A 23,344-nucleotide genomic window follows, 5' to 3' on the forward strand; every position below is an offset into this window, starting at 1 on the left:
TCGTGGTCAATCCAGCAGGACGCTGGCGCTGCCGCGCTCGAACACCAGCCCGGCGTGGCTGCCCACGCTCAGGCGCGGATGGTGTTCGAGGCTGTTGGGCGCACGCACGGTGAGGCGCGTGCCGTCGCCAAGGCTGACCTGGTATTGCAGGTCGGTGCCCAGGTAGATCTGCGCCTCGATGCGGCACGCCAGGGCGCCTTCCACTGCCTCGCTACGCAGGTGCAGGCGCTCCGGGCGCACGGACAGGGTGACCTGCTGGCCGACTTTGACCGTGTTGCACGGTTGCGCCGGCAGTGCCTCTCCGGCGGGGCCGCTGAACCAGGCCAGGCCGGCCTCGATGCGGCTGACCTGGGCCTGGATGAAGTTGGTTTCACCGATGAAGTCGGCGACGAAGCGATTGCGCGGCTGCTCGTAGATCTCTTCCGGGCGACCCACTTGCTGCACTTCGCCTTCGGAGAGCACGGCGATGCGGTCGGACAGGGTCAGGGCTTCTTCCTGGTCATGGGTGACGAAGATGAAGGTGATGCCGGTCTTGGCCTGGATCGCCTTGAGTTCTTCGCGCATGGCCTGGCGCAGCTTGAGGTCCAGGGCCGACAGCGGTTCGTCCAGCAACAGCACCTTGGGATGGGGCGCCAGGGCCCGGGCCAGGGCAATGCGTTGCTGCTGGCCGCCGGACAGTTGGTTGGGCTTGCGCCCGGCGAAGCGTTCCATCTGCACCAGGGCCAGCATCTCGCGCACCCGCTCGGCGATCTGCGCCTTGCTCAGCACCTGGCCCATGGGCCGCGACTCCAGGCCGAAGGCCAGGTTCTCGGCCAGGGTCATGTGGGGGAACAGCGCGTAATGCTGGAACACGGTGTTCACCGGGCGCTCGAAGGGCGGCCGCTCGGCGATGTTCTCGCCGTAGAGGAGGATCTCGCCCTGGGTCGGAAATTCGAAGCCGGCGATCATCCGCAACAAGGTGGTCTTGCCGCAGCCGGAGGGCCCCAGGAGGGTGAAGAATTCGTTGTCGCGGATGTCCAGGTCGATGTGCTTCAGGGCCACCGGGCCGCTGTGTGGATCGCCGTAGACCTTGCGCACCGAGCGGATCGACACCGCCAGTGTTTGCAGCGAATGCAGGGCATTCATGCCTTACCTCCGATTCCCCCATGGGCTGTCGTGCAGGCCATGGATATTGTTTTTCTTAGGGCAGGATCGAGATGTGTTCGGATGCGTGCAAAGCCTGTTTTTAAAGGCTTTGCGCGGGTTCTTATTGTTCTGCTGGGGCTGATTATCAGTGAGGGGTTGCAGGGGCGAAACATCAATTTTAACATGCCAGTTGTTAAATAATTTAATAGCAAGGAGCGGGCAAAACCATGGCCGAACAGCGTTTGCCACCGTTGAATGCGGTGCGGGCTTTTGATGCCGCGGCCCGCCTGGGCAGTTATGTCGAAGCCTCCAAGTCGCTGCATGTCACCCAGCCGGCCATCGGCCGTCATGTGAAGCTGCTGGAGGACTGGCTCGGAGTGCAGCTGTTCGAGCGCACCTCGCGCGGGGTGATCCTGACTCCGGCGGGGGAGAAGTACCACCGCAAGATCGCCGCCGCCCTGCAACTGATCATCGAGGCCGGGCGCGAAGCCCAGCCCAAGGCCGCCGAGCGCTGGCTGCGGATCATGGTGGTGCCGGGCTTCGCCAAGCGCTGGCTGACCCCGCGCCTGGAGGCGCTGCGCCATGTGCGCCCGGGCCTGAAGTTCGCCATCGAACCGAACTCGACCTTCACCGAAGTGGACGCCAAGAGCGCCGACCTGGGGATCGCCTACGGCCTGGACGGGCAGTACCCCGAGTCGCGGGTCAGCCTGATCTGCCCCCGGGTGTTTCCCATCTGCACCCCGGCCTACCTGGCCGGCATCGAGCCGATCAAGGGCCCGGCGGACCTGGCCCGCCACGAGTTGATCCATTTCGATGACGGCGAGTGGTGGAACCTGTGGTTCGCCGCCAATGGCCTGGATATCCACCTCACCTCCGACCTGATCTACGTGAACAACGATCACGCCCTGTCGGTGGCCGAAAGCGGCGGCGGGATTGCCCTGGCCAATGAAGTGCTGGTGCGCGAGGAGCTCAAGGCCGGGACCCTGGTGCGGGTGCTGGAAGATCAGGTGAAGCTGGAAAGCTACCGCGTACTGACCCCGGATGCTGAATGGTCCGAGGACGTGGAATGGTTTATCCAATGGCTCAAGGCCGAGCTCGAAGCGGACTTCCCCGAGGCTCGGCTGAGGGCTTGAGGGCCGTCGGCTTCAGGCCAAGCGGAAGCGCCCGGTGTTGACGCTCAGGGCTCGACTGCCCTGGTTCAGGCTGTCCGCCGCCAGGTTCACCGCCCGGGCCCCCTCCAGCAGACGCACCGCCGCCTGATCCACGTGCTGGATGTTGCTGCTGACTTCATCGGCGGTGCAGGCCTGTTCCTCCACGGCGGTGGCGATCTGCGCCAGGGTGTCGCTGACCCCTTGCACCGCATCGGCGATCTGCGCCAGGCGCAGGCCCAAGCCGGTCACCGACTGGGCATCGTTCTGGGCCTGGTCACAAGCGGCCTGCATCAGGCTCACCGCTTCATTCACCGTGCTGCGCAGGCTGTCCACGGTGGCGGCGATCTGCGCCGTGGACGACTGGGTGCGCTGGGACAGGCTGCGCACTTCGTCGGCGACCACGGCAAAGCCCCGGCCCTGATCTCCGGCGCGGGCCGCTTCGATGGCGGCGTTCAGCGCCAGCAGGTTGGTCTGCTCGGCCACGCCGCGAATGGTGTCCACCACCAGCTGGATCTGCTGCCCTTGCTCGCTGACCCGGCCCAGGGCGGCCGCGGTGTCGTTCAGGCGCTGGTTGAGTTGCTGGATGCTGGCGGTGGTGCGCTGGCTGTCGCGGCTGCTGTCGCTGGCGATGCTTCGGGTCTGCTGGGCGCTGCCGGAGGCCTGTTCGCAGCTCTGTGCGACCCCTTGGGACGTGGCAGCCAGTTGTGTGGCGGCTGCGGCAATCTGGCTGATCTGCTGTTGCTGGGCCTCGACTTCGCTCAAGGCACCACTGGCGTGCTGGTTGAGGCTGCGCACCGCGTCCCCCAGTTGCAGGGTTTCGTGATCCACCCCTTGCAGGCTGCCACGCAGTTGCACCACGGCCACGTTCAGCGCGGTGCTGATCAGTGCCAGCTCATCGCGGCCCTGTACCGGCACTTGCAGGCACAGATTGCCGTCGCGCAGGGCTTCGGCCAGCAGGGTGATGCCGCTGGCGCTGCGGCGGATCGAGGCTTGCAGGCAGACGAACAGGTACAGCGCTGCCAGCACCAGGCAACCGAGCACCGTAGCCACCAGGATCAACTGGCGCAGGGCTGAACCCTGGTAGTGATCCAGACGGCTGTCGAGGGTGGCCAGGGAGTCCTGGCGCAAGGTCGCCAGCTGGCCCAACAGGGTATCGAGGCCTTGTTCGAAGGCTTGCGGCTTGAGGATGATGTTGCCGGCGAACAGCCCGTCATCCAGCACTTTCAACTGCTCGTCCAGCTGCTTCAGGCTGTCCTGATAGCGCCCGGCCCAGGCCTGCAGTTCGCTGGGCAGGCGGGCTTCCAGCAGGCTGCCGGTCTTGCTCAATTGTTCGCGGGCATCGCCGATGCGGCTGCGCAAGTCCCGCAGTTGCAGACGGCTTTGCAGAGTGAACTGGCCCGATACCACCGAGGCTTGGCCAACGGCTGCCAGGCGTCCGACCCGCTCGATCAGGTCCGGGGCATGTTGGGTGGCAATCTGCGTCAACAGGTAGGTTTCCAGCCAGGGAGCCAGGGTCAGGCGAGTGTCCATGGCGATCTGCTCACGCAGCGCCTGCAGGGCGCCGAGGGCTGAAGTGAAGCGTTCGTAGCCGTCCGGCCACCAGCCGACACTGGCCAGGCTTTTCGAGTCCAACCCTTGCAGGCTGCCTTGCAGCGCCCGGTAGCGAGCGAGGGTGTCGTCCTCGGCACCGGCCTGGTGCAGGGCATTGCCCAGCTCTTCGCTGGCCTGGAGCAGGCCGGGCTGGACCGCATCGAACGCCGCCACCGCGGCGAGGGTCGCCGGCGTCGGCTGGCGGTTGGTCTCGGTGGCGCGCCAGCGGGCGGCACGATCACGCTGTGCGGTCAGCAGGTTGTCCAGAGTATCCAGGGCTTGCAGTTGGCGGATTCCGGAGCGTTCGGTGGCCATCAGGCCAAGCCTGTCGCGGTAGTCCTGGCCGATCATCCACAGACTGCCCAGCAGCGGCAGGATGAACAGCAGAAACAACAGCTGGAATTTGCGAGCGAAGCCAAAACGCCCCAACAACGCCATGCCCGGTGCCAGAAATAGATGCATGCACTACTGCTCCTTTGGGCACCACGCACCATTGGCGTGCGGTCGAGGCGGCTGGCCCGGACCCTGTGCCCTCGTAAAAACGCCTCGGAAAGTGTGCAACCGGCGCCAGGATCATGCCGGCGCTGTAGCGTTACTTCCCATTTTCGCCACCCTGGGTAAGGGCGTCGGGTTGGTGTGGCGGCAGGAGCAAGATTCAGACCATGGCGATGGGCTATCAGTCGGCTGGCTGAAGTCGTTAGCAAGCTAATGGGATGGCGCGGGCGCACTGAAAAATGGCACATTGGCGCACCTGCCCCTGTGCACCCACCCGTTGTACGGAAAATCCTATGGCTAGCAGCAACCCTCAGACCGTCGCAACGACGGCTTCTTCTGCTTCGCAAAGCAGCCCACTGGTCCTGCGCATCATTGGTGCCGTGGCCATGGCCCATTTGATCAATGACCTGATCCAGGCGGTGTTGCCGGCGATCTACCCGATGCTCAAGAGCAACTACGGCTTGAGCTTTACCCAGGTCGGGCTGATCACCCTGACCTTTCAGCTCACCGCTTCGCTGTTGCAGCCCTGGGTCGGTTTCTACACCGATCGGCGGCCTCTGCCGTTCCTGCTGCCGGCGGGCATGGTCTGCACCCTGATCGGCATCCTGATGATGTCCCAGGTGGGCAGTTTTGCCCTGATCCTGCTGGCCGCGGCCTTGATCGGCATCGGCTCCTCGACCTTCCACCCGGAAGCCTCGCGGGTCGCCCGGCTGGCGTCCGGCGGGCGCTATGGCCTGGCGCAGTCGAGCTTCCAGGTCGGTGGCAATGCCGGCACCGCGTTCGGCCCCTTGCTGGCCGCGGCGATCATCATTCCCTACGGCCAGGGCAATGTGGCCTGGTTCGGCCTGTTCGCGCTGTTTGCCCTGGTGGTGCTCTACGGCATCAGCCGCTGGTACGCCAACCACCTGCGCCTGCACAAGCTCAAGCAGGGCCAGGCGGCGACCCATGGCTTGTCGAGGAATCGGGTGATCAGCGCCCTGGTGGTCCTCGGGCTGCTGGTGTTCTCCAAGTACTTCTACATGGCCAGCTTCACCAGTTACTTCACCTTCTACCTGATCGAAAAGTTCGACCTGTCGGTGGCCAGCTCGCAACTGCACCTGTTCCTGTTCCTCGGCGCGGTGGCGGCGGGAACCTTCTTCGGCGGGCCGATCGGCGACAAGATCGGGCGCAAGGCGGTGATCTGGTTCTCGATCCTCGGGGTGGCGCCGTTCACCCTGTTGCTGCCCCATGTCGACCTGTTCTGGACCAGCGTCCTCAGCGTGGTGATCGGCTTCATCCTGGCCTCGGCGTTCTCCGCCATCGTGGTCTACGCCCAGGAACTGGTGCCGGGCAACGTCGGCATGATCGCCGGGGTGTTCTTCGGCCTGATGTTCGGTTTTGGCGGGATCGGCGCGGCGCTGCTGGGGCACCTGGCAGACATCCATGGCATCGAGTACGTGTACTTCCTGTGCTCGTTCCTGCCGCTGTTCGGGGTGCTGGCGATCTTCCTGCCGCGTACTCGCAAAGCCTGACCGCTTGAGCAGTCGCTGAAGCAGAAACGCCCGGGGCATTGCCTCGGGCGTTTTGTTTTGCGGCGGCTTCAGGTGTCTGCCTGGGCCTGCCCGGCACTCTGGCGAAAGGCGTTGGGCGTCTGCCCGCTGAGGCGCTTGAAGAAGCGCGAGAAGTAGGTGGGGTCGCTGAACCCCAGGTTGTCCGATAGCTGGCTGATGCTGATGTTGGTGTAGATCAGGCCGCGCTTGGCTTCCAGCATCAGGCGCTGGTGGAGCATCTGCAGCGCGCTCTGCCCGGCCAGTTCCCGGCACAGGGTATTGAGGTGGACGCTGGACAGGCCGATGCGATGGGCCAGGGATTCCACCGTGGGGTGTTGCTGATAGTGGCGCTCCACCAGCTTGATGAAATGCCCCAGCAGCTGCTGATTGCGCTCGCCGCGGTTGCTCGGTGGGGTGTTCTGCTGGCCACGGCGACTGATCCACACCACCAGCACGTTGACCAGCGAATGCAGCAACAGGTCGCGGGCGGCGGCGCTGCCTTCGTATTCATCCATCAGCGCCTTGAACAGGGTGTTGAGGCTGTGGCGGTCACGGCCCACCGGGTAGCAGCCGGCGCTGGCCAGCACCGCCAGCGGCGCCCCCAGTTGCGCTTCCAGCTGGGCCACCAGCGGCGCGCCCAGGGTCAGCACGTAACCCTGGATGTTCTCCGAGAACTGAAAGCCGTGGACCATCAGCGGTGGCACCACCTGGATCGATGCTTGGCGCACGTCCTGGCGCCGCCCCTCGACTTCCACCAGGGCCTGACCGCGCTGCACGTAGAGCAATTGGTAGAGGTCGGCGTGACGGTGCGGCTTGATCTCCCAATGGTGCAGGCTGCTGCGCTTGGGGATGGATTCACAGTGCAGCAGGTCCGGGGTCGGCCAGGCCTGGTTTTCCCCATAGAGCTTGAACACCGGGATGCTGGAACGGCTGGCTTTCATCGAAGGCGACCTGTCGAGACGGGTGGCTGGAGTGCTCGATAATCGAACGCTGTTTGCAAAAGTGCATTTTTACCTGGGTTTATCACCATTTATTGCGATTTTTGTCGGCAAAAATGCAGGGGTACAACAATAACCATAAATTCCGGATTTCGCCTGCACGGTGACTGGAATGCCCTTGAGAGATGACAACAATGAAAACTCAGGTTGCGATTATCGGCGCCGGTCCCTCCGGCCTTCTGCTGGGCCAACTGCTGCACAAGGCCGGCATCGACACGGTGATTGTCGAGCGCCAGACCCCGGAATATGTGCTCGGCCGCATCCGCGCCGGGGTGCTCGAACAGGGCACCGTGGACATGCTGCGCGAGGCTGGTGTGGCCCAGCGTATGGACGCTGAGGGCCTGGTTCATGAAGGGGTGGAACTGTTGATGGGCGGCAAGCGCGTGCGCATCGACCTCAAGGCCCTGACCGGCGGCAAGACGGTGATGGTCTACGGTCAGACCGAAGTCACCCGCGACCTGATGCAGGCCCGCGCGGCCAGTGGCGCGCCGATCATCTACTCGGCGGACCAGGTGCAGCCCCACGACATGAAGGGTGCGCAGCCCTACATCACCTACGAAAAGGATGGCCGGCAGCACCGCATCGACTGCGATTACATCGCTGGCTGCGACGGTTTCCATGGCGTGGCGCGCAAGAGCATTCCCGAAGAGGTGCTGACTCACTACGAGCGCGAGTACCCCTTCGGCTGGCTGGGGCTGCTGTCGGACACCCCGCCGGTGAATCATGAATTGATCTACGGCCAGCACGAGCGTGGCTTTGTGCTGTGCAGCCAGCGCTCCCTGACCCGCAGCCGTTACTACCTGCAAGTGCCCCTGAGCGACAAGGTCGAAGACTGGTCCGACGAGCGTTTCTGGAACGAGCTCAAGGCCCGTCTGCCGGCGGACGTGGCGGCGGATCTGGTCACCGGGCCGGCGCTGGAGAAAAGCATCGCGCCGCTGCGCAGCTATGTGGTCGAGCCGATGCAGTACGGCAAGCTGTTCCTGGTCGGCGACGCCGCGCATATCGTCCCGCCCACCGGTGCCAAGGGCCTGAATCTTGCGGCTTCCGACGTGTGCTACCTGTACCGGATCCTGGTCAAGGTCTACCGCGAGGGGCGTACCGAGCTGCTGGACAAGTACTCCGAGCTGGCCTTGCGCCGGGTGTGGAAGGGCGAGCGTTTCAGCTGGTTCATGACCAACCTGCTGCACGATTTCGGCGAGCACCATGACGCCTGGGAGCACAAGATGCAGCAGGCCGATCGCGAGTATTTCCTCAACTCCCACGCGGGCCTGGTGAACATTGCCGAGAACTATGTGGGCCTGCCTTACGAAGACATCTGCTGAGCCTTCGGCCTTGGAAGCATCGGCCTTGGAACCGCTTGCGAACGGGGGTGGTTGCGAGGCCGTGTTTGCACATGGGCACGGGCCGAAAGGTATCAGTCAAGAAACATTCCTATTTCTAAATGATATTTATTAGCATTACACTTCGATCCCCTCTCCCTTGATGCACCACCAAGGTGCATTGAATCGACAAGGATCGTTTGTCATGAAAGTCAGCTCCTGCCTGCTCAATTCGCTTCTGCTCAGCGCCGGTGTCGGCCTGCTGGCTCCGCTGGCGCAGGCCGGCGAGGCCTCAGAAGAGGTCAAGCCGGCGCCGTTGGAACTGGACACCGCGTTTGTCACCGCCACCGGCGGCGCCACGGATCTCAAGGATGCTCCGGCCAGCGTCAGCGTCATCACCCGTGAGGAAATCGAACGCCAGCCGGTCTATGACCTCAATACGCTGTTGCGCCGGGTGCCGGGAGTGACCGGTGGTTTCGGCCCGGTGGGCGAGCAGTCGAAGATCAAGCTGCGGGGCCTGGACGACAAGTACACGCTGATTCTGGTGGACGGCAAGCGTGTCGGTAGCTCCGCCGACCTGAGTTATCGTCGCGACCTGGCGCGCCAGGACCTGAACTGGATCTCGCCGAACATGATCGAGCGCATCGAGATCGTCCGTGGGCCGATGTCGTCGCTCTACGGCTCGGACGCCATGGGCGGGGTGATCAACATCATCACCCGCAAGGTCTCGCGGACCTGGACCGGTTCGGCCAGCACCCACATCACCGTGCCCAAGGACTCCGATCGCGGCCAGACCACCCAGTACAGCGTGAATGCGTCGGGACCATTGACCGAGTCCCTGGGCCTGCGCCTGGGCGCCAACGTCACGCGGCGGGCAGCGGATGAAGTCGAGGCGCGGCGCGATGCCCAAGGCGACTTCATGTACGACGACGGCGCCGGCGGCTCCAAGGACCAGAGCGTGAATGCCCTGCTGGACTGGCAGATCAACGAGGAGCAGAGCCTGTCCTTCGAGGCGGTGCATGGCGTCGAGCATTCCTGGTCATCGAAGAAGACCTTTGGTGATTGGGACGAAACCATTGGTGGCGCCTTCGGCCCCAGCCGCCTGACCCGCGACAGCTACATCCTGTCCCACAACGGTGACTGGAGCTTTGGCACGACGAAGCTCGATGCCTACCTGAACCAGTACCGCAACGATCTGGATAGGGGCAAAGCCAACTCCGAGGAGAAGATCGTCGAAGGCAGCCTCAACCTGCCCTTCGAGCTGCTGGTGGACCAGCGCCTGACGCTGGGCGGGCAATGGAAACGCGAGGAGCTGACCAACACCAACACCCTGGGCACCGTGCCCGTGGATTACCAGGGCACGCCGGTCAATGGCTCGACCTTGAAGGGCGATTATTCGGCAGCCTTTATCGAGGATGAACTGTTCCTGCTGGACAACCTGTCCCTGACCCTGGGCAACCGTTTCGACCACAGCGACAAGTACGGCAACCACAACAGTCCGCGGGCTTATGTGGTCTATCACCCGCATCCTGACTGGACCGTGCGTGGGGGTGTTTCCAAGGGCTTTCGTGCGCCGAGCCTGAAGGAAGGCAGTGCGGGAGCGGCGACCGAGTCCGGTGGCCGGGGCTGTGGTTCGTTGCGTCCGCTAGGTTATGGCGGCGGCAGTTGCTGGATGGCGGGTAACCCGAACCTGACACCGGAAACCAGCACCAACAAGGAAATTGGCCTGTCGTTCGATCATGACGGCTGGGAGGCGGGCCTGACCTACTTCCATACCGATTTCACCGACAAGATCGAGTACGGTCCGCTGGGCCAGTACCAGGGCCGTTGGTGGACCCTGCTGGAAAACGTCGACAAGGCCCGCACTCGTGGTTGGGAAGGTACTGCCCGGGTGCCGCTGGGTGATTCGGTGACGTGGCGCACCAACGCCACCTACATGCTGGAAAGCCGGAACCTGAGCACCGGCGAAGATCTGATCAGCTCACCCAAGCTGTCGGCATTCAGCGCGTTGGACTGGCAGATCAATGACCGTTTGAGCACCGAACTGTCGGCGCAACACGTCGGCAAACAGCGGGGCCTGGGCAATGATTTCGTGCAGTCCTACACCACCTATGACCTGACGGCGAACCTGGCATTGACCAAATGGCTGACGTTGAACGGTGGGGTACAGAACCTGATGGACAAGGACCTGCGGGACGGATCGACCAACTTCTACGTGCCCGGACGGGCGTTCTTCGCGGGGGCGACCACCTATTTCTAGGGGCGCTGGATAGAGCGGGGGAGGTCAGCCCCATTGCGTGGCAATGGGGCTGAAGAGGCTTACACGTTGAAGCGGAAGTGCATTACGTCGCCATCCTTGACGATGTATTCCTTGCCTTCCAGGCGCCATTTGCCGGCTTCCTTGGCTCCGGCTTCACCCTTGAACTGGATGAAGTCGTTGTAGGCGATGACCTCGGCACGGATGAAGCCTTTCTCGAAGTCGGTGTGGATCACCGCGGCCGCTTGTGGCGCGGTGGCGCCGACGCGCACCGTCCAGGCGCGAACTTCCTTCACCCCGGCGGTGAAGTAGGTTTGCAGGTTGAGCATTTCGTAGCCAGCGCGGATCACCCGGTTCAGGCCAGGCTCTTCCAGACCCAGGGCCTCAAGGAACATGTCCTTTTCCTCGCCGTCTTCAAGCTCGGCGATTTCCGCTTCGATCTTGTTGCACACCGGCACCACCATGGCGCCTTCTTCTTCGGCGATGGCCTTGACCACGTCCAGCAGCGGGTTGTTCTCGAAGCCGTCTTCGGCCACGTTGGCGATGTACATCACCGGCTTGGTGGTCAGCAGGTGGAAGCCGCGGATGATCAGCTTTTCGTCGCTGCTCATGTCCTTCATCAGGCTGCGGGCCGGCTTGCCTTCGGTGAAGTGGGCAATCAGCTGCTCCAGCAGGGCTTTCTGGGCCACCGCATCCTTGTCACCGCCCTTGGCGTTGCGGGCGACTTTCTGCAGCTGTTTCTCGCAGCTGTCGAGGTCGGCGAAGATCAGTTCCAGGTCGATGATTTCGATGTCGCGCTTGGGATCGACGCTGTTGGACACGTGGATCACGTTGTCGTCTTCGAAGCAGCGGACCACGTGGGCGATGGCATCGGTTTCGCGGATGTTGGCCAGGAACTTGTTACCCAGGCCTTCACCTTTCGAGGCACCGGCCACCAGGCCGGCGATGTCGACGAACTCCATGGTGGTCGGCAGCACGCGCTCCGGCACGACGATCGCCGCCAGGGCGTCCAGGCGCGGGTCGGGCATCGGCACGATGCCGCTGTTGGGCTCGATGGTGCAGAAGGGGAAGTTCTCGGCCGCGATCCCGGATTTGGTCAGGGCGTTGAACAGGGTGGACTTGCCGACGTTAGGCAGGCCGACGATGCCGCAATTGAATCCCATGGTGTATTCCCCGAGGAGTAGAGTCAGGCCTTCTGGCTGTGCAGGTTTTTCATCGCGCGGTTCCATTCACCGGCGAAGATATCCGGCAGCACGCCGAGGGCAAAATCGATGCTGGCATCGAGTTTTTCCTGTTCGGCGCGTGGCGCACGACCCAGGACAAAGTTTGAAACCATACTGGCAACACCCGGGTGGCCAATGCCGAGCCGCAGGCGGTGAAAGGTATTCTGATTGCCGAGCTGCGCGATGATGTCCCGCAGTCCGTTGTGCCCGCCATGCCCGCCGCCGGTCTTGAGCTTGGCGACGCCGGGTGGCAAGTCGAGTTCGTCGTGGGCCACCAGGATCTCTTCCGGCTTGATGCGGAAGAAGCCGGCAAGCGCCGCCACGGCCTGGCCGCTGCGGTTCATGTAGGTGGTGGGAATCAACAGACGAATGTCCTGACCCTGGTGACTGAAGCGCCCGGTCAGGCCGAAATATTTGCGATCGGCGACAAGGCTGACACCTTGTTTTTCGGCGATGCGCTCAACAAAAAGGGCCCCTGCGTTATGCCGGGTCTGTTCGTATTCGGCGCCTGGATTACCCAGGCCAACGATCAGTTTGATGGCAGTCACGATAGGGGCCCTTCTTTGGAGTGGTGAATAACATCGCCGCAACCGGTGCTACGGCGAAAGTGGACGACAAGAGCTTGGTTGCCTTGCGGCAAACTTCGCGTTCTCGCCCGCTTTCTCGCTACGTTCCAGTCCGCGATGTGTTCCGCTCAACTCCGGCGTCAGAGTGAATTACTCTGCTGCGCCTTCTTCTTTCTCAGAAGCAACACGTGGTGCGTAGACGTTGGCGACTGCCAGGTCGTTGCCGTGTGCCAGAGCAACAAACTCAACGCCTTTAGGAGCGGTGAGGTTGGACAGGTGGATCACGGTGCCGATGTCGGTCTCAGCCATGTCGACTTCGATGAACTCAGGCAGGTCTTTCGGCAGGCAGGAAACTTCGATCTCGGTGGCTGCGCGGAAGATCTCGCCGCCTTTCTTGATCGGTGCAGCTTCGTTGATCAGGTGCACTGGAACCATGGCGGTCAGTTTCTGACCGGCAACTACGCGAACGAAGTCAGCGTGCAGCACGTGGCCTTTGGCTGGGTGACGTTGCAGGGCCTTGATCACGACGTTCTGCTTGGTGCCACCTACGTTCAGCTCGATGATGTGGCTGTAGGCAGCTTCGTTTTCCAGCAGCTTGGCGACTTCTTTGGCCAGCATGCTGATGGATTCAGGGGCTTTGTCGCCACCGTAAACTACAGCTGGAACCAGGCTTGCGAGACGACGCAGGCGGCGGCTCGCACCTTTCCCCAGGTCGGAACGCAGTTCAGCATTCAGAGTAAAATCGTTCATGTTGTATCTCCAAAATAACCACACTCGCCCCAGCGTTTGCGACCAGCGCTAAAGGCGATATGGGCAAAAAAGCCCCGTCCCAACACAGGTTGGGACGGGGCGCTTTTCGTCATCGGGATGTTTTGCCAGGGACGAGCCCTAGCGGAACATCGCGCTGATCGATTCTTCGTTGCTAATACGGCGAACCGCTTCGGCAACTACCGGTGCGATATCCAGTTGACGGATACGCGCACAGGCTTGTGCTGCAGCGGACAGCGGGATGGTGTTGGTCACCACCAGCTCGTCCAGCACGGAATTTTCAATGTTTTCGATGGCCCGACCCGACAGCACAGGGTGTGTGCAGTAGGCAAAGACCTTGGCTGCGCCATGCTCTTTCAGGGCCTTGGCCGCGTGGCACAGGGTGCCGGCGGTATCGACCATGTCATCGACCAGAATGCAGGTGCGTCCTTCGACGTCGCCGATGATATGCATCACTTCGGAGTGATTGGCTTTCTCACGACGCTTGTCGATGATCCCGAGATCCACGCCCAGGGACTTGGCCACGGCACGTGCACGCACGACGCCGCCAATGTCCGGGGACACGATCATCAGGTTTTCGAAACGCTGGTCTTCGATGTCATCCACCAGAACCGGGGAGCCGTAGATGTTATCTACCGGAATATCGAAGAAGCCCTGAATCTGGTCAGCATGCAGATCAACCGTGAGAACACGGTCGATGCCGACTACGGTAAGCATGTCAGCGACGACTTTCGCGCTGATAGCCACACGTGCGGAACGCGGACGGCGATCCTGACGGGCATAACCAAAATAAGGAATAACAGCAGTGATACGAGTCGCTGAGGAGCGGCGGAAGGCATCAGCCATCACGACGAGTTCCATCAGGTTATCGTTGGTCGGAGCGCAAGTCGGCTGAATAATGAAGACGTCTTTACCGCGGACATTTTCATTGATCTCGGCAGTAATTTCGCCGTCGGAAAATTTTCCAACAGAGATGTCACCGAGAGGGATATGCAGCTGACGTACTACACGCCGAGCCAGATCGGGGTTAGCGTTCCCCGTAAAGACCATCATCTTGGACACGCGCAGTACCTGAAGGCTGAGGGTATACCTGGATGAGTATAAGGAAAATGGCAGGGGCGGCTGGATTCGAACCAACGCATGGCAGGATCAAAACCTGCTGCCTTACCGCTTGGCGACGCCCCTGTATCTGTTGCTTTCGAGTACCTGATACTCGATTCCTTTAGAGCAGACCTTGCAGCTTGCGATGCAACATCGAAACGTTGCTTCCTTTTGCCACAAACCCTGTAAGGGTCTCTGTAAGAAGGGCCGAGACTTTATCAGCTTCAGCTTTGCTTGGGAAGCCCCCAAACACACAACTTCCAGTTCCAGTCAGTTTTGCTTCGGTAAATTTACCTAGCAAATTCAATGCGTTACGTACTTCTGGATAACGCCTTGCGACTACCGGAAGGCAGTCATTTCTGCTGTTTCCCTTGGGAACGGGGCGCACTTTAATGGGCGGAGTGTCACGTGTCAACAGCGGATCTGAAAAAATTTCTGCTGTACTTACAGACACTTGCGGGACCAGTACCAGATACCAGGGTTCTTCGGGATATTCAGGGCTGAGTTTTTCCCCAACGCCTTCAGCGAACGCCGCGCGGCCGCGTACAAAAACCGGAACGTCGGCCCCCAGGGTCAAGCCCAGTGCCGCCAGGCGGTCTTCATCCCAGCCCAGTTGCCAGAGAAGATTCAGGCCCAGCAGGGTCGTGGCGGCGTTGGAGCTGCCGCCGCCGATGCCGCCGCCCATGGGCAGGATCTTGTCGATCCAGATATCGATGCCCTGGGTGCAGCCGGATTGTTCCTGCAGTTTTTTGGCCGCCTGGACGATCAGGTTGGCGTCGTGGGGCACCCCCGGGAAGTCGGTGTGCAGGCAAATGACACCGTCATCACGCAGGGCGAAGGTGATTTCATCGCCGTAGTCGAGGAACTGAAACAGGGTCTGCAACTCGTGATAACCGTCTTCACGGCGACCGAGGATGTGCAGCATCAGATTGAGCTTGGCCGGGGAAGGCAGGGTCAGTTTTTCCATGGTCGGTCACTGCCCCAGCTTGCGTGGCAGCCATTCTTTGATCACCAGGGTGACGTCAAGGTCGCTGCCATGCAGCTTGATGCGCTCGGGCAGCCAGTAGCCGTTCTGCTCGGAATAGCTGCTGTATTCCACTTGCCAGCCATCCTGTTCCAGGCTCGCCAGGTGGCTGTCGCCGTCCAGGGTCAGGCGGCTCTTGCTGTCGGGGGCGGGCAGGCCGCGAACCCACCAGGCCAGGTGGGAAACCGGCAGTTTCCAGCCGAGCTGTTCTTCAAGCAGGGTTTCCGGGCTGGTGGCTTCATAGCGGCCCTGGTTGGCCACTTCCAGGCTGACCTGGCCGGGGCGGCCGGTCAGGCGCGCGGCGCCGCGACCCAGTGGGCCCGACAGGCGGATGTCGTAATAGTCCTGGCGTTGCAGCCAGAACAGCGTGCCGCTACCGGAATCCTTGGGCGCGCGGATGCCGATCTTGCCGTTGATCTGCCAGCCATCGAGGCCGGTCAGTTGATCCTTGTGCAGGCGCCATTGGGCAGGGTTGCCCTGGCCCTGGACCGATTCACGGGCGCCAAAGCCGGCGCAGCCGGCCAGCAAGGCGATGAAACTGAAAACAATGAAGTGGCGCAAAAACATGGTCTTAAAGAGTCTCTGATCCGGTCAGGCGTTTGATGGTGTCGCGCAATACAGGGCTGTCTGGCTGGTCCTTGATGAACTTGCTCCAGATCTGCTTGGCCTCGCGCTGCTTGCCGTTGTTCCACAGTACTTCGCCCAGATGCGCCGCGACTTCCTGGTCGGGGAAGCGCTCAAGGGCCTGGCGCAGCAGGCGCTCGGCCTCGTCGAGGTTGCCCAGGCGAAAGTTCACCCAGCCCAGGCTGTCCATGACCGCCGGGTCTTCCGGGGTCAATTGGTGAGCCTGTTCGATCAGCGCCTTGGCTTCGGCGTAACGGGTGGTGCGGTCCGACAAGGTGTAGCCCAGGGCGTTCAAGGCCATGGCGTTGTCCGGCTCGCGCTGGATGATCAGGCGCAGGTCTTTCTCCAGTTGCGCCAGATCGTTGCGTTTTTCCGCCTGCATGGCGCGGGTGTAGAGCAGGTTCACGTCATCGGGATATTGCTGCAGGGCTTGCTGGATGACTTTCCAGGCGCGGTCCCCCTGATTGTTCGCCGACAGGGTTTCGACTTCGACCAGGTACAGCTGGATGGCGTAGTCGGGCTGGGCATCGCGGGCGGCTACCAGGCGTTTTTGCGCCTCGTCGGTGCGGCCGTTGCTCATCAGGATGTCGGCCTGACGCAGTTGTGCTGGCAGGTAATCGTTGCCCGGGCCGACCTGGGCGTATTCGATCAGCGCCCCTTGCGGGTCGTTCAGCTCTTCGGCGATCCGTCCCAGGTTCAGGTGGGCGGAGTCTTCGTGGCTTTCCCGGGCAATCAGGTCTTCCAGGTAGCCCTTGGCTTCTTCCCAGGCCTTGGCTTCCAGGCACACCAGCGCCAGGGAATAACGCAGTTCGTCATCTTCCGGATACTGCTGGACCAGGCTGGAGAACTGAGTCTTGGCGTCTTCCATGCGGTCCTGCTCCACCAGCATGCGGGCGTAGGTCAGGCGCAGGCGCTTGTCGTCCGGGTACTTGCGGATGCTTTTTTCCAGCAGCGGCAGGGCTTCCTTGCCGCGGTTCAGGCTTTGCAACAGGCGGGCACGCAACAGCAGTGGAGCGACTTCGCCGTCTTCCGGCGGGTTCTGCTCCAGCAGAGCCAGGGCGTCCTTGGCGTCACCGTCCTGTTGCATCAGCAGGGCCTTGCCGAAGATCAGCTGGCTGTTGTGCGGGTGTTTCTGCAACAGCCGGTCGAAGCTTTTCATCAGGCCGTTGCGGGTGTCCTGATCGGTGTCGGCCGCCGACAGCGCAAGAAAGTCGAAATGGGTGTCGCCCTTGCCCTGCAGGACCTTCTCCATATAAAGCAAGGAGTCGTCATAACGACCCGCGCGGGCCAGCTGGATGGCGGCAGCCCGTTGTGCTTCCAGGTCGTCGGGGGCGTTCTTGGCCCAGATCAGCGACGTGTCCAGGGCCGCCTGATCGGCGCCCAGGTATTCGGCGATGCGAAAGGCTCGCTCGGAAATACCCGGATCCTGGGTGTTGATGGCCTGGGTCACGTAATTGTCCAGGGCAATGTCGAAACGATTGCGCTGACCCGCCAGTTCAGCGCTCAGCAGGCTGAAGATGGTGTCTTCACTGAACGAGGAATAAACCTTGGGCTTTTCAGGGGCTGGGGTGCTGTCTTCCACCGGCGACGTAGCGTCCGATGAAACGGGGGCCAGTGACTGGCAACCGCTGAGGAAGACAAAGGCGAGGAGCAACGCGGAGGATCTATTCATATAGGAAGAGGGCGACTAACCTGCGGTCGGATCATCATGACACAAGCCTTCGGTCAAACATAACCGAGACTCAACGGGATGCCAGAACAGAGGCAGTCTATTAGGACAATAGTCGGCGGTAGTTGTTCTGCGTCGGTCGAAGTAGGACAATTGCCGGCTTCTCGACATCATCAGCGACCTTGAATGGCCTTCCTTGCACTCGGTATTAACCACAAGACTGCTTCTGTAGACGTCCGCGAGCGCGTGGCCTTTACCCCTGAGCAGTTGGTTGAGGCCTTGCAGCAGCTCTGCCGACTCACCGACAGCCGCGAAGCTGCGATCCTCTCCACCTGCAATCGCAGTGAGCTCTATGTAGAACAGGATCATCTTTCTGCGGATGTGGTACTGCGCTGGCTGGCGGACTATCACCACCTGAGCCTAGACGAGCTTCGCGCCAGTGCCTATGTGCACGAAGACGATGCGGCAGTTCGTCACATGATGCGGGTGGCCTCGGGGCTCGATTCGCTGGTGCTGGGCGAGCCGCAGATTCTCGGGCAGATGAAGTCCGCCTACGCCGTGGCCCGTGAGGCCGGCACCGTGGGCCCGCTGCTGGGCCGGCTGTTCCAGGCGACCTTCAGCGCCGCCAAGCAAGTACGCACCGATACCGCCATCGGCGAGAACCCGGTGTCCGTGGCCTTTGCCGCGGTGAGCCTGGCGAAACAGATTTTCAGCGATCTGCAGCGCAGCCAGGCGTTGCTGATCGGCGCGGGCGAGACCATTACCCTGGTGGCCCGGCACCTGCACGACCTGGGGGTCAAGCGCATCGTCGTGGCCAACCGCACCCTGGAACGCGCCAGCCTCCTGGCCGAGCAGTTCGGCGCCCACGCGGTGCTGCTATCGGACATTCCCCAGGAGCTGGTGCACAGCGATATCGTCATCAGTTCCACCGCCAGCCAGTTGCCGATCCTTGGCAAGGGCGCGGTCGAAAGTGCTTTGAAGCTGCGCAAGCACAAGCCGATTTTCATGGTGGATATCGCCGTTCCCCGGGATATCGAACCTGAAGTCGGCGAGTTGGACGACGTTTACCTCTACACCGTCGATGACCTGCACGAAGTGGTCGCGGAAAACCTCAAGAGCCGTCAGGGCGCGGCCCAGGCCGCCGAGGAGCTGGTGAACATTGGCGCCGAGGATTTCATGGTGCGCCTGCGCGAACTGGCGGCGGTGGACGTGCTCAAGGCCTATCGTCAACAGAGCGAGCGCCTGCGCGACGAAGAACTGCAAAAAGCCCTGCGCCTGCTGAGCAACGGCTCCAGCGCCGAGGACGTGCTGGCCCAACTGGCCCGCGGCCTGACCAACAAACTGCTGCACGCGCCGAGCGTGCAACTGAAAAAGCTGTCTGCCGAAGGCCGCCTCGATGCGCTGGCCATGGCCCAAGAACTCTTTGCCCTCGGTGAGGGCTCATCGGATAAAACCCCGTAATGAAAGCGTCACTGCTCAGTAAGCTGGACATTCTCCAGGATCGTTTCGAGGAACTGACCGCCTTGCTCGGCGATGCTGAGGTCATTTCCGATCAGGCCAAGTTCCGCGCCTATTCCAAGGAATACGCGGAAGTCGAGCCGATCGTCGCCTCCTACAAACAGGTGCTCAAGGTCCAGGCCGATCTCGAAGGCGCCCAGGCGCTGCTCAAGGACAACGACCCGGACCTTCGGGAAATGGCCGCCGAGGAAGTGCGCGAGGCCAAGGAGCAATTGGTCGAACTGGAAAGCGTGTTGCAACGCATGCTGTTGCCCAAGGATCCGAACGACGGGCGCAACGTGTTCCTGGAAATCCGCGCCGGCACCGGCGGCGACGAGGCGGCGATCTTTTCCGGCGACCTGTTTCGCATGTATTCGCGCTACGCCGAACGGCGCGGCTGGCGGCTGGAGATCCTCTCGGAAAACGAGGGTGAGCACGGCGGCTATAAAGAAGTCATTGCCCGGGTCGAAGGCGAGAACGTCTACGGCAAGCTCAAGTTCGAATCCGGCGCGCACCGCGTGCAGCGGGTGCCGGCCACCGAATCCCAGGGCCGCATCCACACCTCGGCCTGCACCGTGGCGGTGCTGCCCGAGCCGGACGAGCAGGAAGCCATCGAGATCAACCCGGCGGACCTGCGCATCGATACCTATCGCTCCTCGGGCGCCGGTGGTCAGCACGTGAACAAGACCGACTCGGCGATCCGCATCACCCACATTCCTTCGGGGATCGTGGTCGAGTGTCAGGAAGAGCGTTCCCAGCACAAGAACCGGGCCCGGGCCATGTCCTGGCTGTCGGCCAAGCTCAACGACCAGCAGACCAGCGCCGCGGCCAATGCCATCGCCAGCGAGCGCAAGCTGCTGGTGGGCTCGGGGGATCGCTCCGAGCGCATTCGCACCTACAACTTCCCCCAGGGCCGGGTCACCGATCACCGGATCAACCTGACCCTGTATTCCCTGGACGAAATCCTTGCCGGGGGCGTCGAGGCCGTGATTGAACCGCTGCTGGCCGAATATCAGGCCGATCAACTTGCGGCATTGGGTGAGTAAATGACCATCATCGCCAGCCTGCTGCGCGCAGCTCAATTACCTGATTCGCCGACGCCGCGCCTGGATGCCGAACTGCTCCTGGCCGCGGCCCTGGGCAAGCCCCGCAGCTTCCTGCACACCTGGCCGGAACGCATCGTGCCCAGCGAAGCCGCTTTGCTGTTCGCCGAATACCTGCAACGACGCCGTGCCGGCGAGCCGGTGGCCTACATCCTCGGCCAGCAGGGGTTCTGGAAGCTGGATCTGGAAGTGGCCCCCCATACCCTGATCCCGCGCCCCGATACCGAATTGCTGGTGGAGGCGGCGCTGGAGCTGCTGCCCGCGACCCCGGCCCAGGTCCTCGACCTGGGCACCGGCAGCGGCGCGATCGCCCTGGCCCTGGCCAGCGAGCGCCCGGCCTGGAAGGTCACGGCCGTGGATCGGGTGCTGGAAGCCGTGGCCCTGGCCGAACGCAACCGCCAGCGCCTGCAGCTGGACAACGTCACCGTGCTCAGCAGCCACTGGTTCAGCGCGGTCGAGTCCCAGCGCTTTCATTTGATCGTCAGTAATCCCCCCTACATCGCCGAGGCCGACCCCCATCTGGCGGCCGGCGATGTGCGTTTCGAACCCGAAAGCGCCCTGGTGGCGGGCAAGGACGGTCTGGACGATGTGCGCCTGATCCTCAACCAGGCCCCGCAACATTTGCACGCCGGTGGCTGGCTGATGCTGGAACACGGTTACGACCAGGCGGCGGCGGTTCGCGAGTTGCTGACTGCGCAAGGCTTCATCGAAGTCCACAGCCGGGTCGATCTGGGCGGTCATGAACGCATCAGCCTTGGGTGCCTGCCGTGCTGACCGATCAGGAGCTGTTGCGCTATAGCCGGCAGATTCTGTTGCAGCACATCGACATCGACGGCCAGTTGCGCCTCAAGCAGAGCCGGGTACTGATTGTCGGCCTCGGCGGCCTCGGTGCCCCGGCGGCGCTGTACCTGGCAGCGGCCGGGGTCGGCGAGCTGCACCTGGCCGACTTCGACAGCGTCGACCTGACCAACCTGCAACGTCAGATCATCCACGACAGCCAGAGTGTCGGGGTCGGCAAGGTGGATTCGGCCATCAGCCGGCTGTCCGCCCTCAACCCGGAAATCCGCCTGGTGCCCCATCGCCAGGCACTGGACGTCGACAGCCTGGCCGCCGCCGTGGCCGCGGTGGATCTGGTGCTTGATTGCTCCGACAACTTCAGCACCCGTGAGGCGGTGAACGCCGCCTGCGTGGCGGCCGCCAAGCCCCTGGTCAGTGGCGCGGCGATTCGCCTGGAAGGGCAGTTGTCGGTGTTCGATTCGCGTCGCCCGGAAAGCCCTTGCTACCACTGCCTGTACGGGCACGGCAGCGAAGCCGAACTGACCTGCAGCGAGGCCGGGGTGCTCGGTCCGCTGGTGGGCACCGTGGGCAGTTTGCAGGCGCTGGAAGCCCTGAAGCTGCTGGCCGGGTTTGGCGAGCCTCTGGTGGGCCGACTGTTATTGATCGATGCCCTGGGTACGCGTTTTCGTGAACTGCGCGTCAAGCGTGATCCCGGTTGCAGCGTTTGCGGAGTTCAGCATGAGTGAAGCGCCCATTGCGGTGTTCGATTCCGGTGTCGGCGGCCTGTCGGTACTGGCGGAAATACAGCAACGGCTGCCCAACGAATCGCTGCTGTACCTGGGTGATTGCGGGCATATTCCCTATGGCGAAAAGACCCCGGAGTTCATTCGTCAGCGTTGTGCGCTGATGGCGCGGTACTTTCGCGAACTGGGCGCCAAGGCTCTGGTCCTGGCCTGCAACACCGCCACCGTGGCCGGAGTGGCCGACCTGCGCCGTGATTACCCGGACTGGCCCATCGTCGGCATGGAGCCTGCGGTCAAGCCCGCGGCGGCGGCGACCCGCAGCGGGGTGGTCGGGGTGCTGGCCACCACCGGCACCTTGCAGAGTGCCAAGTTCGCCGCCTTGCTCGATCGCTTCGCCGCGGATGTGAAAGTGGTCACCCAGCCCTGTCCCGGTCTGGTGGAAATGATCGAAAACGGCGACCTCGACAGCGACGCCCTGCGGCAACTGTTGCAGGGCTATGTTGAACCGCTGCTGGCGGCCGGTTGCGACACCATCATCCTGGGGTGCACCCACTATCCATTTCTCAAGCCGGTGCTGCTGCAGATGCTGCCGGCCCATATCAGCCTGATCGACACCGGCGGCGCCGTTGCCCGGCAGTTGCAACGCCTGCTGGATGAGGGCGAGCTGCGGGCCTGTGGCCCGGCCCGCGAGACGCGTTTCTGGACCAGCGGCGACGTCCCGCACTTTGTCCAGGTGCTGCCGCTGCTGTGGAAAGGTCCCGGTACCGTTGAGCGTTTCCAGTGGTGAAAAAACTGATAAACGCTCTGCCGCGGCTGAACTTCTGAGCGCGCGCGAGCTTCTATAACCTTTCCAGAAGGTTGTACAAGACCACACGTAACCGTTGAAAAAGGACGTTCCTGATGAAGCGACTGTTGTGTTTGGCCGCGCTGGCGGCCGGGTTGTTGGGGCACAGTTTTTCCGCGCAGGCGGCCGGAGTCGAGTTCTCCGTGGGACAAACCAGCGATTCGACCCAGGCCTACCGGCTGGGTATGCAATGGGACTGGGACAAGAGCTGGCTGCAAAGTGATGTCGGTCGACTGACCGGTTACTGGAGCGGCGCCTACACCTATTGGGATGGCGACAAGACGTCGAGCAATCACAGCCTGTCGTTCTCCCCGGTGCTGGTCTATGAATTCGCCGGGGCCAGCGTCAAGCCGTACATCGAGGCGGGGATCGGGGTAGCGGCCTTTGCCCACACCGAGGTCGAGGACAACAAGCTCGGGTCATCCTTCCAGTTCGAAGACCGTATCGGTTTCGGCCTGCGTTTCGCCGGTGGGCATGAAGTCGGTGTCCGCGCCACCCATTACTCCAACGCCGGCATTCAAACCCCCAACGACGGTATCGAAAGCTACGCGCTGCATTACACGATGCCGCTCTGAGGCCGCTATCAGCGATACGCCGTGGCGATTCCCCGGCGTTCGCTCAAGCAATCGGCTTCCCCCAGCTCGAATTCGCGACAGATCAGTGGCCGCAGCTCATAGATGCTGCAGCGCATGCTGTCGCGGTCCAGGGCCGCGCACCAGCCGTCGTCCAGGCGGCGCATGACTTCCCCGCCCCAGTCATCGGTGTCGATAAAGCGTTCGGGCACCCCGGTGTCGGTGATCAGCATCACTTCCAGCTGGCAGCAGCAGGCGGCGCAGGTCGAGCAACTGATGGCGGGTTCGGGGACGGGGACAACGGGAATGGTGATCATAGGCACGCAGTGTAAGGCAGTCGGCCCCTGCTGTGGGAAAGCCCGGACGGAC

The 23,344-nt window shown here is 62.6% G+C and carries 21 protein-coding genes and 1 tRNA gene; 10 read left to right on the forward strand and 12 right to left on the reverse strand.

The window, feature by feature from the left end:
• Positions 1-6: 6 nt before the first annotated feature.
• Positions 7-1,125, reverse strand: coding sequence for an ABC transporter ATP-binding protein (locus GGI48_RS20675; RefSeq protein ID WP_179599844.1), 1,119 nt, complete (start codon positions 1,123-1,125; stop codon positions 7-9).
• Positions 1,126-1,352: 227 nt separating this feature from the next.
• Between GGI48_RS20675 and GGI48_RS20680 the strand changes: the two genes are divergently transcribed.
• Positions 1,353-2,258 carry a LysR substrate-binding domain-containing protein gene (locus GGI48_RS20680; RefSeq protein WP_179599846.1) on the forward strand — a complete coding sequence of 302 codons (906 nt, stop codon included), beginning with the start codon at positions 1,353-1,355 and terminating at the stop codon, positions 2,256-2,258.
• A 12-nt stretch (positions 2,259-2,270) separates the two neighbouring features.
• Here GGI48_RS20680 and GGI48_RS20685 read toward each other — a convergent pair whose 3' ends face one another.
• Positions 2,271-4,328: a methyl-accepting chemotaxis protein gene (locus GGI48_RS20685; protein ID WP_016967409.1), complete on the reverse strand. Its 2,058-nt coding sequence runs from the start codon at positions 4,326-4,328 to the stop codon at positions 2,271-2,273.
• Between the two features lie 326 nt (positions 4,329-4,654).
• Here GGI48_RS20685 and GGI48_RS20690 point away from each other — a divergent pair, with 326 nt between their 5' ends.
• Positions 4,655-5,872: an MFS transporter gene (locus GGI48_RS20690; RefSeq protein ID WP_179599848.1), complete on the forward strand. Its 1,218-nt coding sequence runs from the start codon at positions 4,655-4,657 to the stop codon at positions 5,870-5,872.
• Between the two features lie 68 nt (positions 5,873-5,940).
• Here the strand turns inward: GGI48_RS20690 and GGI48_RS20695 are convergent, their stop codons facing one another.
• A complete protein-coding gene (locus tag GGI48_RS20695; protein ID WP_016967411.1) occupies positions 5,941-6,831 on the reverse strand; it encodes a helix-turn-helix domain-containing protein in 891 nt (296 codons plus the stop codon).
• A gap of 191 nt (positions 6,832-7,022) precedes the next feature.
• On the opposite strand from GGI48_RS20695, the gene pobA reads away from it, so the two are divergent.
• Both pobA and GGI48_RS20705 read left to right on the forward strand, forming a co-directional pair.
• Positions 7,023-8,210, forward strand: a complete 1,188-nt coding sequence (gene pobA, locus GGI48_RS20700) for a 4-hydroxybenzoate 3-monooxygenase (protein WP_179599850.1) — start codon at positions 7,023-7,025, stop codon at positions 8,208-8,210.
• Between the two features lie 202 nt (positions 8,211-8,412).
• Positions 8,413-10,467, forward strand: a complete 2,055-nt coding sequence (locus GGI48_RS20705) for a TonB-dependent receptor domain-containing protein (protein ID WP_179599852.1) — start codon at positions 8,413-8,415, stop codon at positions 10,465-10,467.
• Positions 10,468-10,526: 59 nt separating this feature from the next.
• Here the strand turns inward: GGI48_RS20705 and ychF are convergent, their stop codons facing one another.
• The 8 genes from ychF to GGI48_RS20745 form a co-directional block, all read right to left on the reverse strand.
• Positions 10,527-11,627, reverse strand: a complete 1,101-nt coding sequence (gene ychF, locus GGI48_RS20710) for a redox-regulated ATPase YchF (RefSeq protein WP_016967414.1) — start codon at positions 11,625-11,627, stop codon at positions 10,527-10,529.
• A 23-nt stretch (positions 11,628-11,650) separates the two neighbouring features.
• Positions 11,651-12,235 carry an aminoacyl-tRNA hydrolase gene (pth, locus tag GGI48_RS20715; RefSeq protein WP_179599854.1) on the reverse strand — a complete coding sequence of 195 codons (585 nt, stop codon included), beginning with the start codon at positions 12,233-12,235 and terminating at the stop codon, positions 11,651-11,653.
• 168 nt (positions 12,236-12,403) lie between these two features.
• Positions 12,404-13,003: a 50S ribosomal protein L25/general stress protein Ctc gene (locus GGI48_RS20720; protein ID WP_016967416.1), complete on the reverse strand. Its 600-nt coding sequence runs from the start codon at positions 13,001-13,003 to the stop codon at positions 12,404-12,406.
• Between the two features lie 138 nt (positions 13,004-13,141).
• A complete protein-coding gene (locus GGI48_RS20725; RefSeq protein ID WP_003171603.1) occupies positions 13,142-14,083 on the reverse strand; it encodes a ribose-phosphate pyrophosphokinase in 942 nt (313 codons plus the stop codon).
• A gap of 48 nt (positions 14,084-14,131) precedes the next feature.
• A tRNA-Gln gene (locus GGI48_RS20730) sits at positions 14,132-14,206 on the reverse strand.
• 37 nt (positions 14,207-14,243) lie between these two features.
• Positions 14,244-15,089: a 4-(cytidine 5'-diphospho)-2-C-methyl-D-erythritol kinase gene (gene ispE / locus GGI48_RS20735; protein WP_179599856.1), complete on the reverse strand. Its 846-nt coding sequence runs from the start codon at positions 15,087-15,089 to the stop codon at positions 14,244-14,246.
• A gap of 6 nt (positions 15,090-15,095) precedes the next feature.
• On the reverse strand, positions 15,096-15,713 hold the full coding sequence (lolB, locus tag GGI48_RS20740; RefSeq protein ID WP_047306055.1) for a lipoprotein insertase outer membrane protein LolB: 618 nt from the start codon (positions 15,711-15,713) through the stop codon (positions 15,096-15,098).
• Between the two features lie 4 nt (positions 15,714-15,717).
• The gene (locus GGI48_RS20745; protein WP_179599858.1) at positions 15,718-17,442 is read right to left on the reverse strand and encodes a tetratricopeptide repeat protein; all 1,725 of its coding nucleotides are present in this window, start codon (positions 17,440-17,442) and stop codon (positions 15,718-15,720) included.
• Positions 17,443-17,625: 183 nt separating this feature from the next.
• Here GGI48_RS20745 and hemA point away from each other — a divergent pair, with 183 nt between their 5' ends.
• The 6 genes from hemA to GGI48_RS20775 all read left to right on the forward strand — a co-directional run bounded on the left by hemA (position 17,626) and on the right by GGI48_RS20775 (position 22,978).
• On the forward strand, positions 17,626-18,900 hold the full coding sequence (gene hemA, locus GGI48_RS20750) for a glutamyl-tRNA reductase (protein ID WP_016965522.1): 1,275 nt from the start codon (positions 17,626-17,628) through the stop codon (positions 18,898-18,900).
• The gene (gene prfA / locus GGI48_RS20755; RefSeq protein ID WP_016965521.1) at positions 18,900-19,982 is read left to right on the forward strand and encodes a peptide chain release factor 1; all 1,083 of its coding nucleotides are present in this window, start codon (positions 18,900-18,902) and stop codon (positions 19,980-19,982) included. Before hemA ends, prfA begins: the two co-directional genes overlap by 1 nt.
• Positions 19,983-20,813 (forward strand): peptide chain release factor N(5)-glutamine methyltransferase, encoded by an 831-nt coding sequence (gene prmC / locus GGI48_RS20760; protein ID WP_179599860.1) that lies wholly within the window; start codon positions 19,983-19,985, stop codon positions 20,811-20,813.
• Positions 20,807-21,562 carry a molybdopterin-synthase adenylyltransferase MoeB gene (gene moeB, locus GGI48_RS20765; protein WP_047306124.1) on the forward strand — a complete coding sequence of 252 codons (756 nt, stop codon included), beginning with the start codon at positions 20,807-20,809 and terminating at the stop codon, positions 21,560-21,562. The genes prmC and moeB overlap by 7 nt, the downstream gene beginning before the upstream one ends.
• Positions 21,555-22,346, forward strand: a complete 792-nt coding sequence (gene murI, locus GGI48_RS20770; protein ID WP_179599862.1) for a glutamate racemase — start codon at positions 21,555-21,557, stop codon at positions 22,344-22,346. Before moeB ends, murI begins: the two co-directional genes overlap by 8 nt.
• Positions 22,347-22,459: 113 nt before the next feature.
• On the forward strand, positions 22,460-22,978 hold the full coding sequence (locus GGI48_RS20775; RefSeq protein WP_047306051.1) for an acyloxyacyl hydrolase: 519 nt from the start codon (positions 22,460-22,462) through the stop codon (positions 22,976-22,978).
• 8 nt (positions 22,979-22,986) lie between these two features.
• Here GGI48_RS20775 and GGI48_RS20780 read toward each other — a convergent pair whose 3' ends face one another.
• Positions 22,987-23,292: a YkgJ family cysteine cluster protein gene (locus GGI48_RS20780; protein ID WP_047306050.1), complete on the reverse strand. Its 306-nt coding sequence runs from the start codon at positions 23,290-23,292 to the stop codon at positions 22,987-22,989.
• Positions 23,293-23,344: the final 52 nt, after the last annotated feature.

It is taken from the genome of Pseudomonas protegens (assembly GCF_013407925.2).
Lineage (GTDB): Bacteria > Pseudomonadota > Gammaproteobacteria > Pseudomonadales > Pseudomonadaceae > Aquipseudomonas > Aquipseudomonas fluorescens_AP.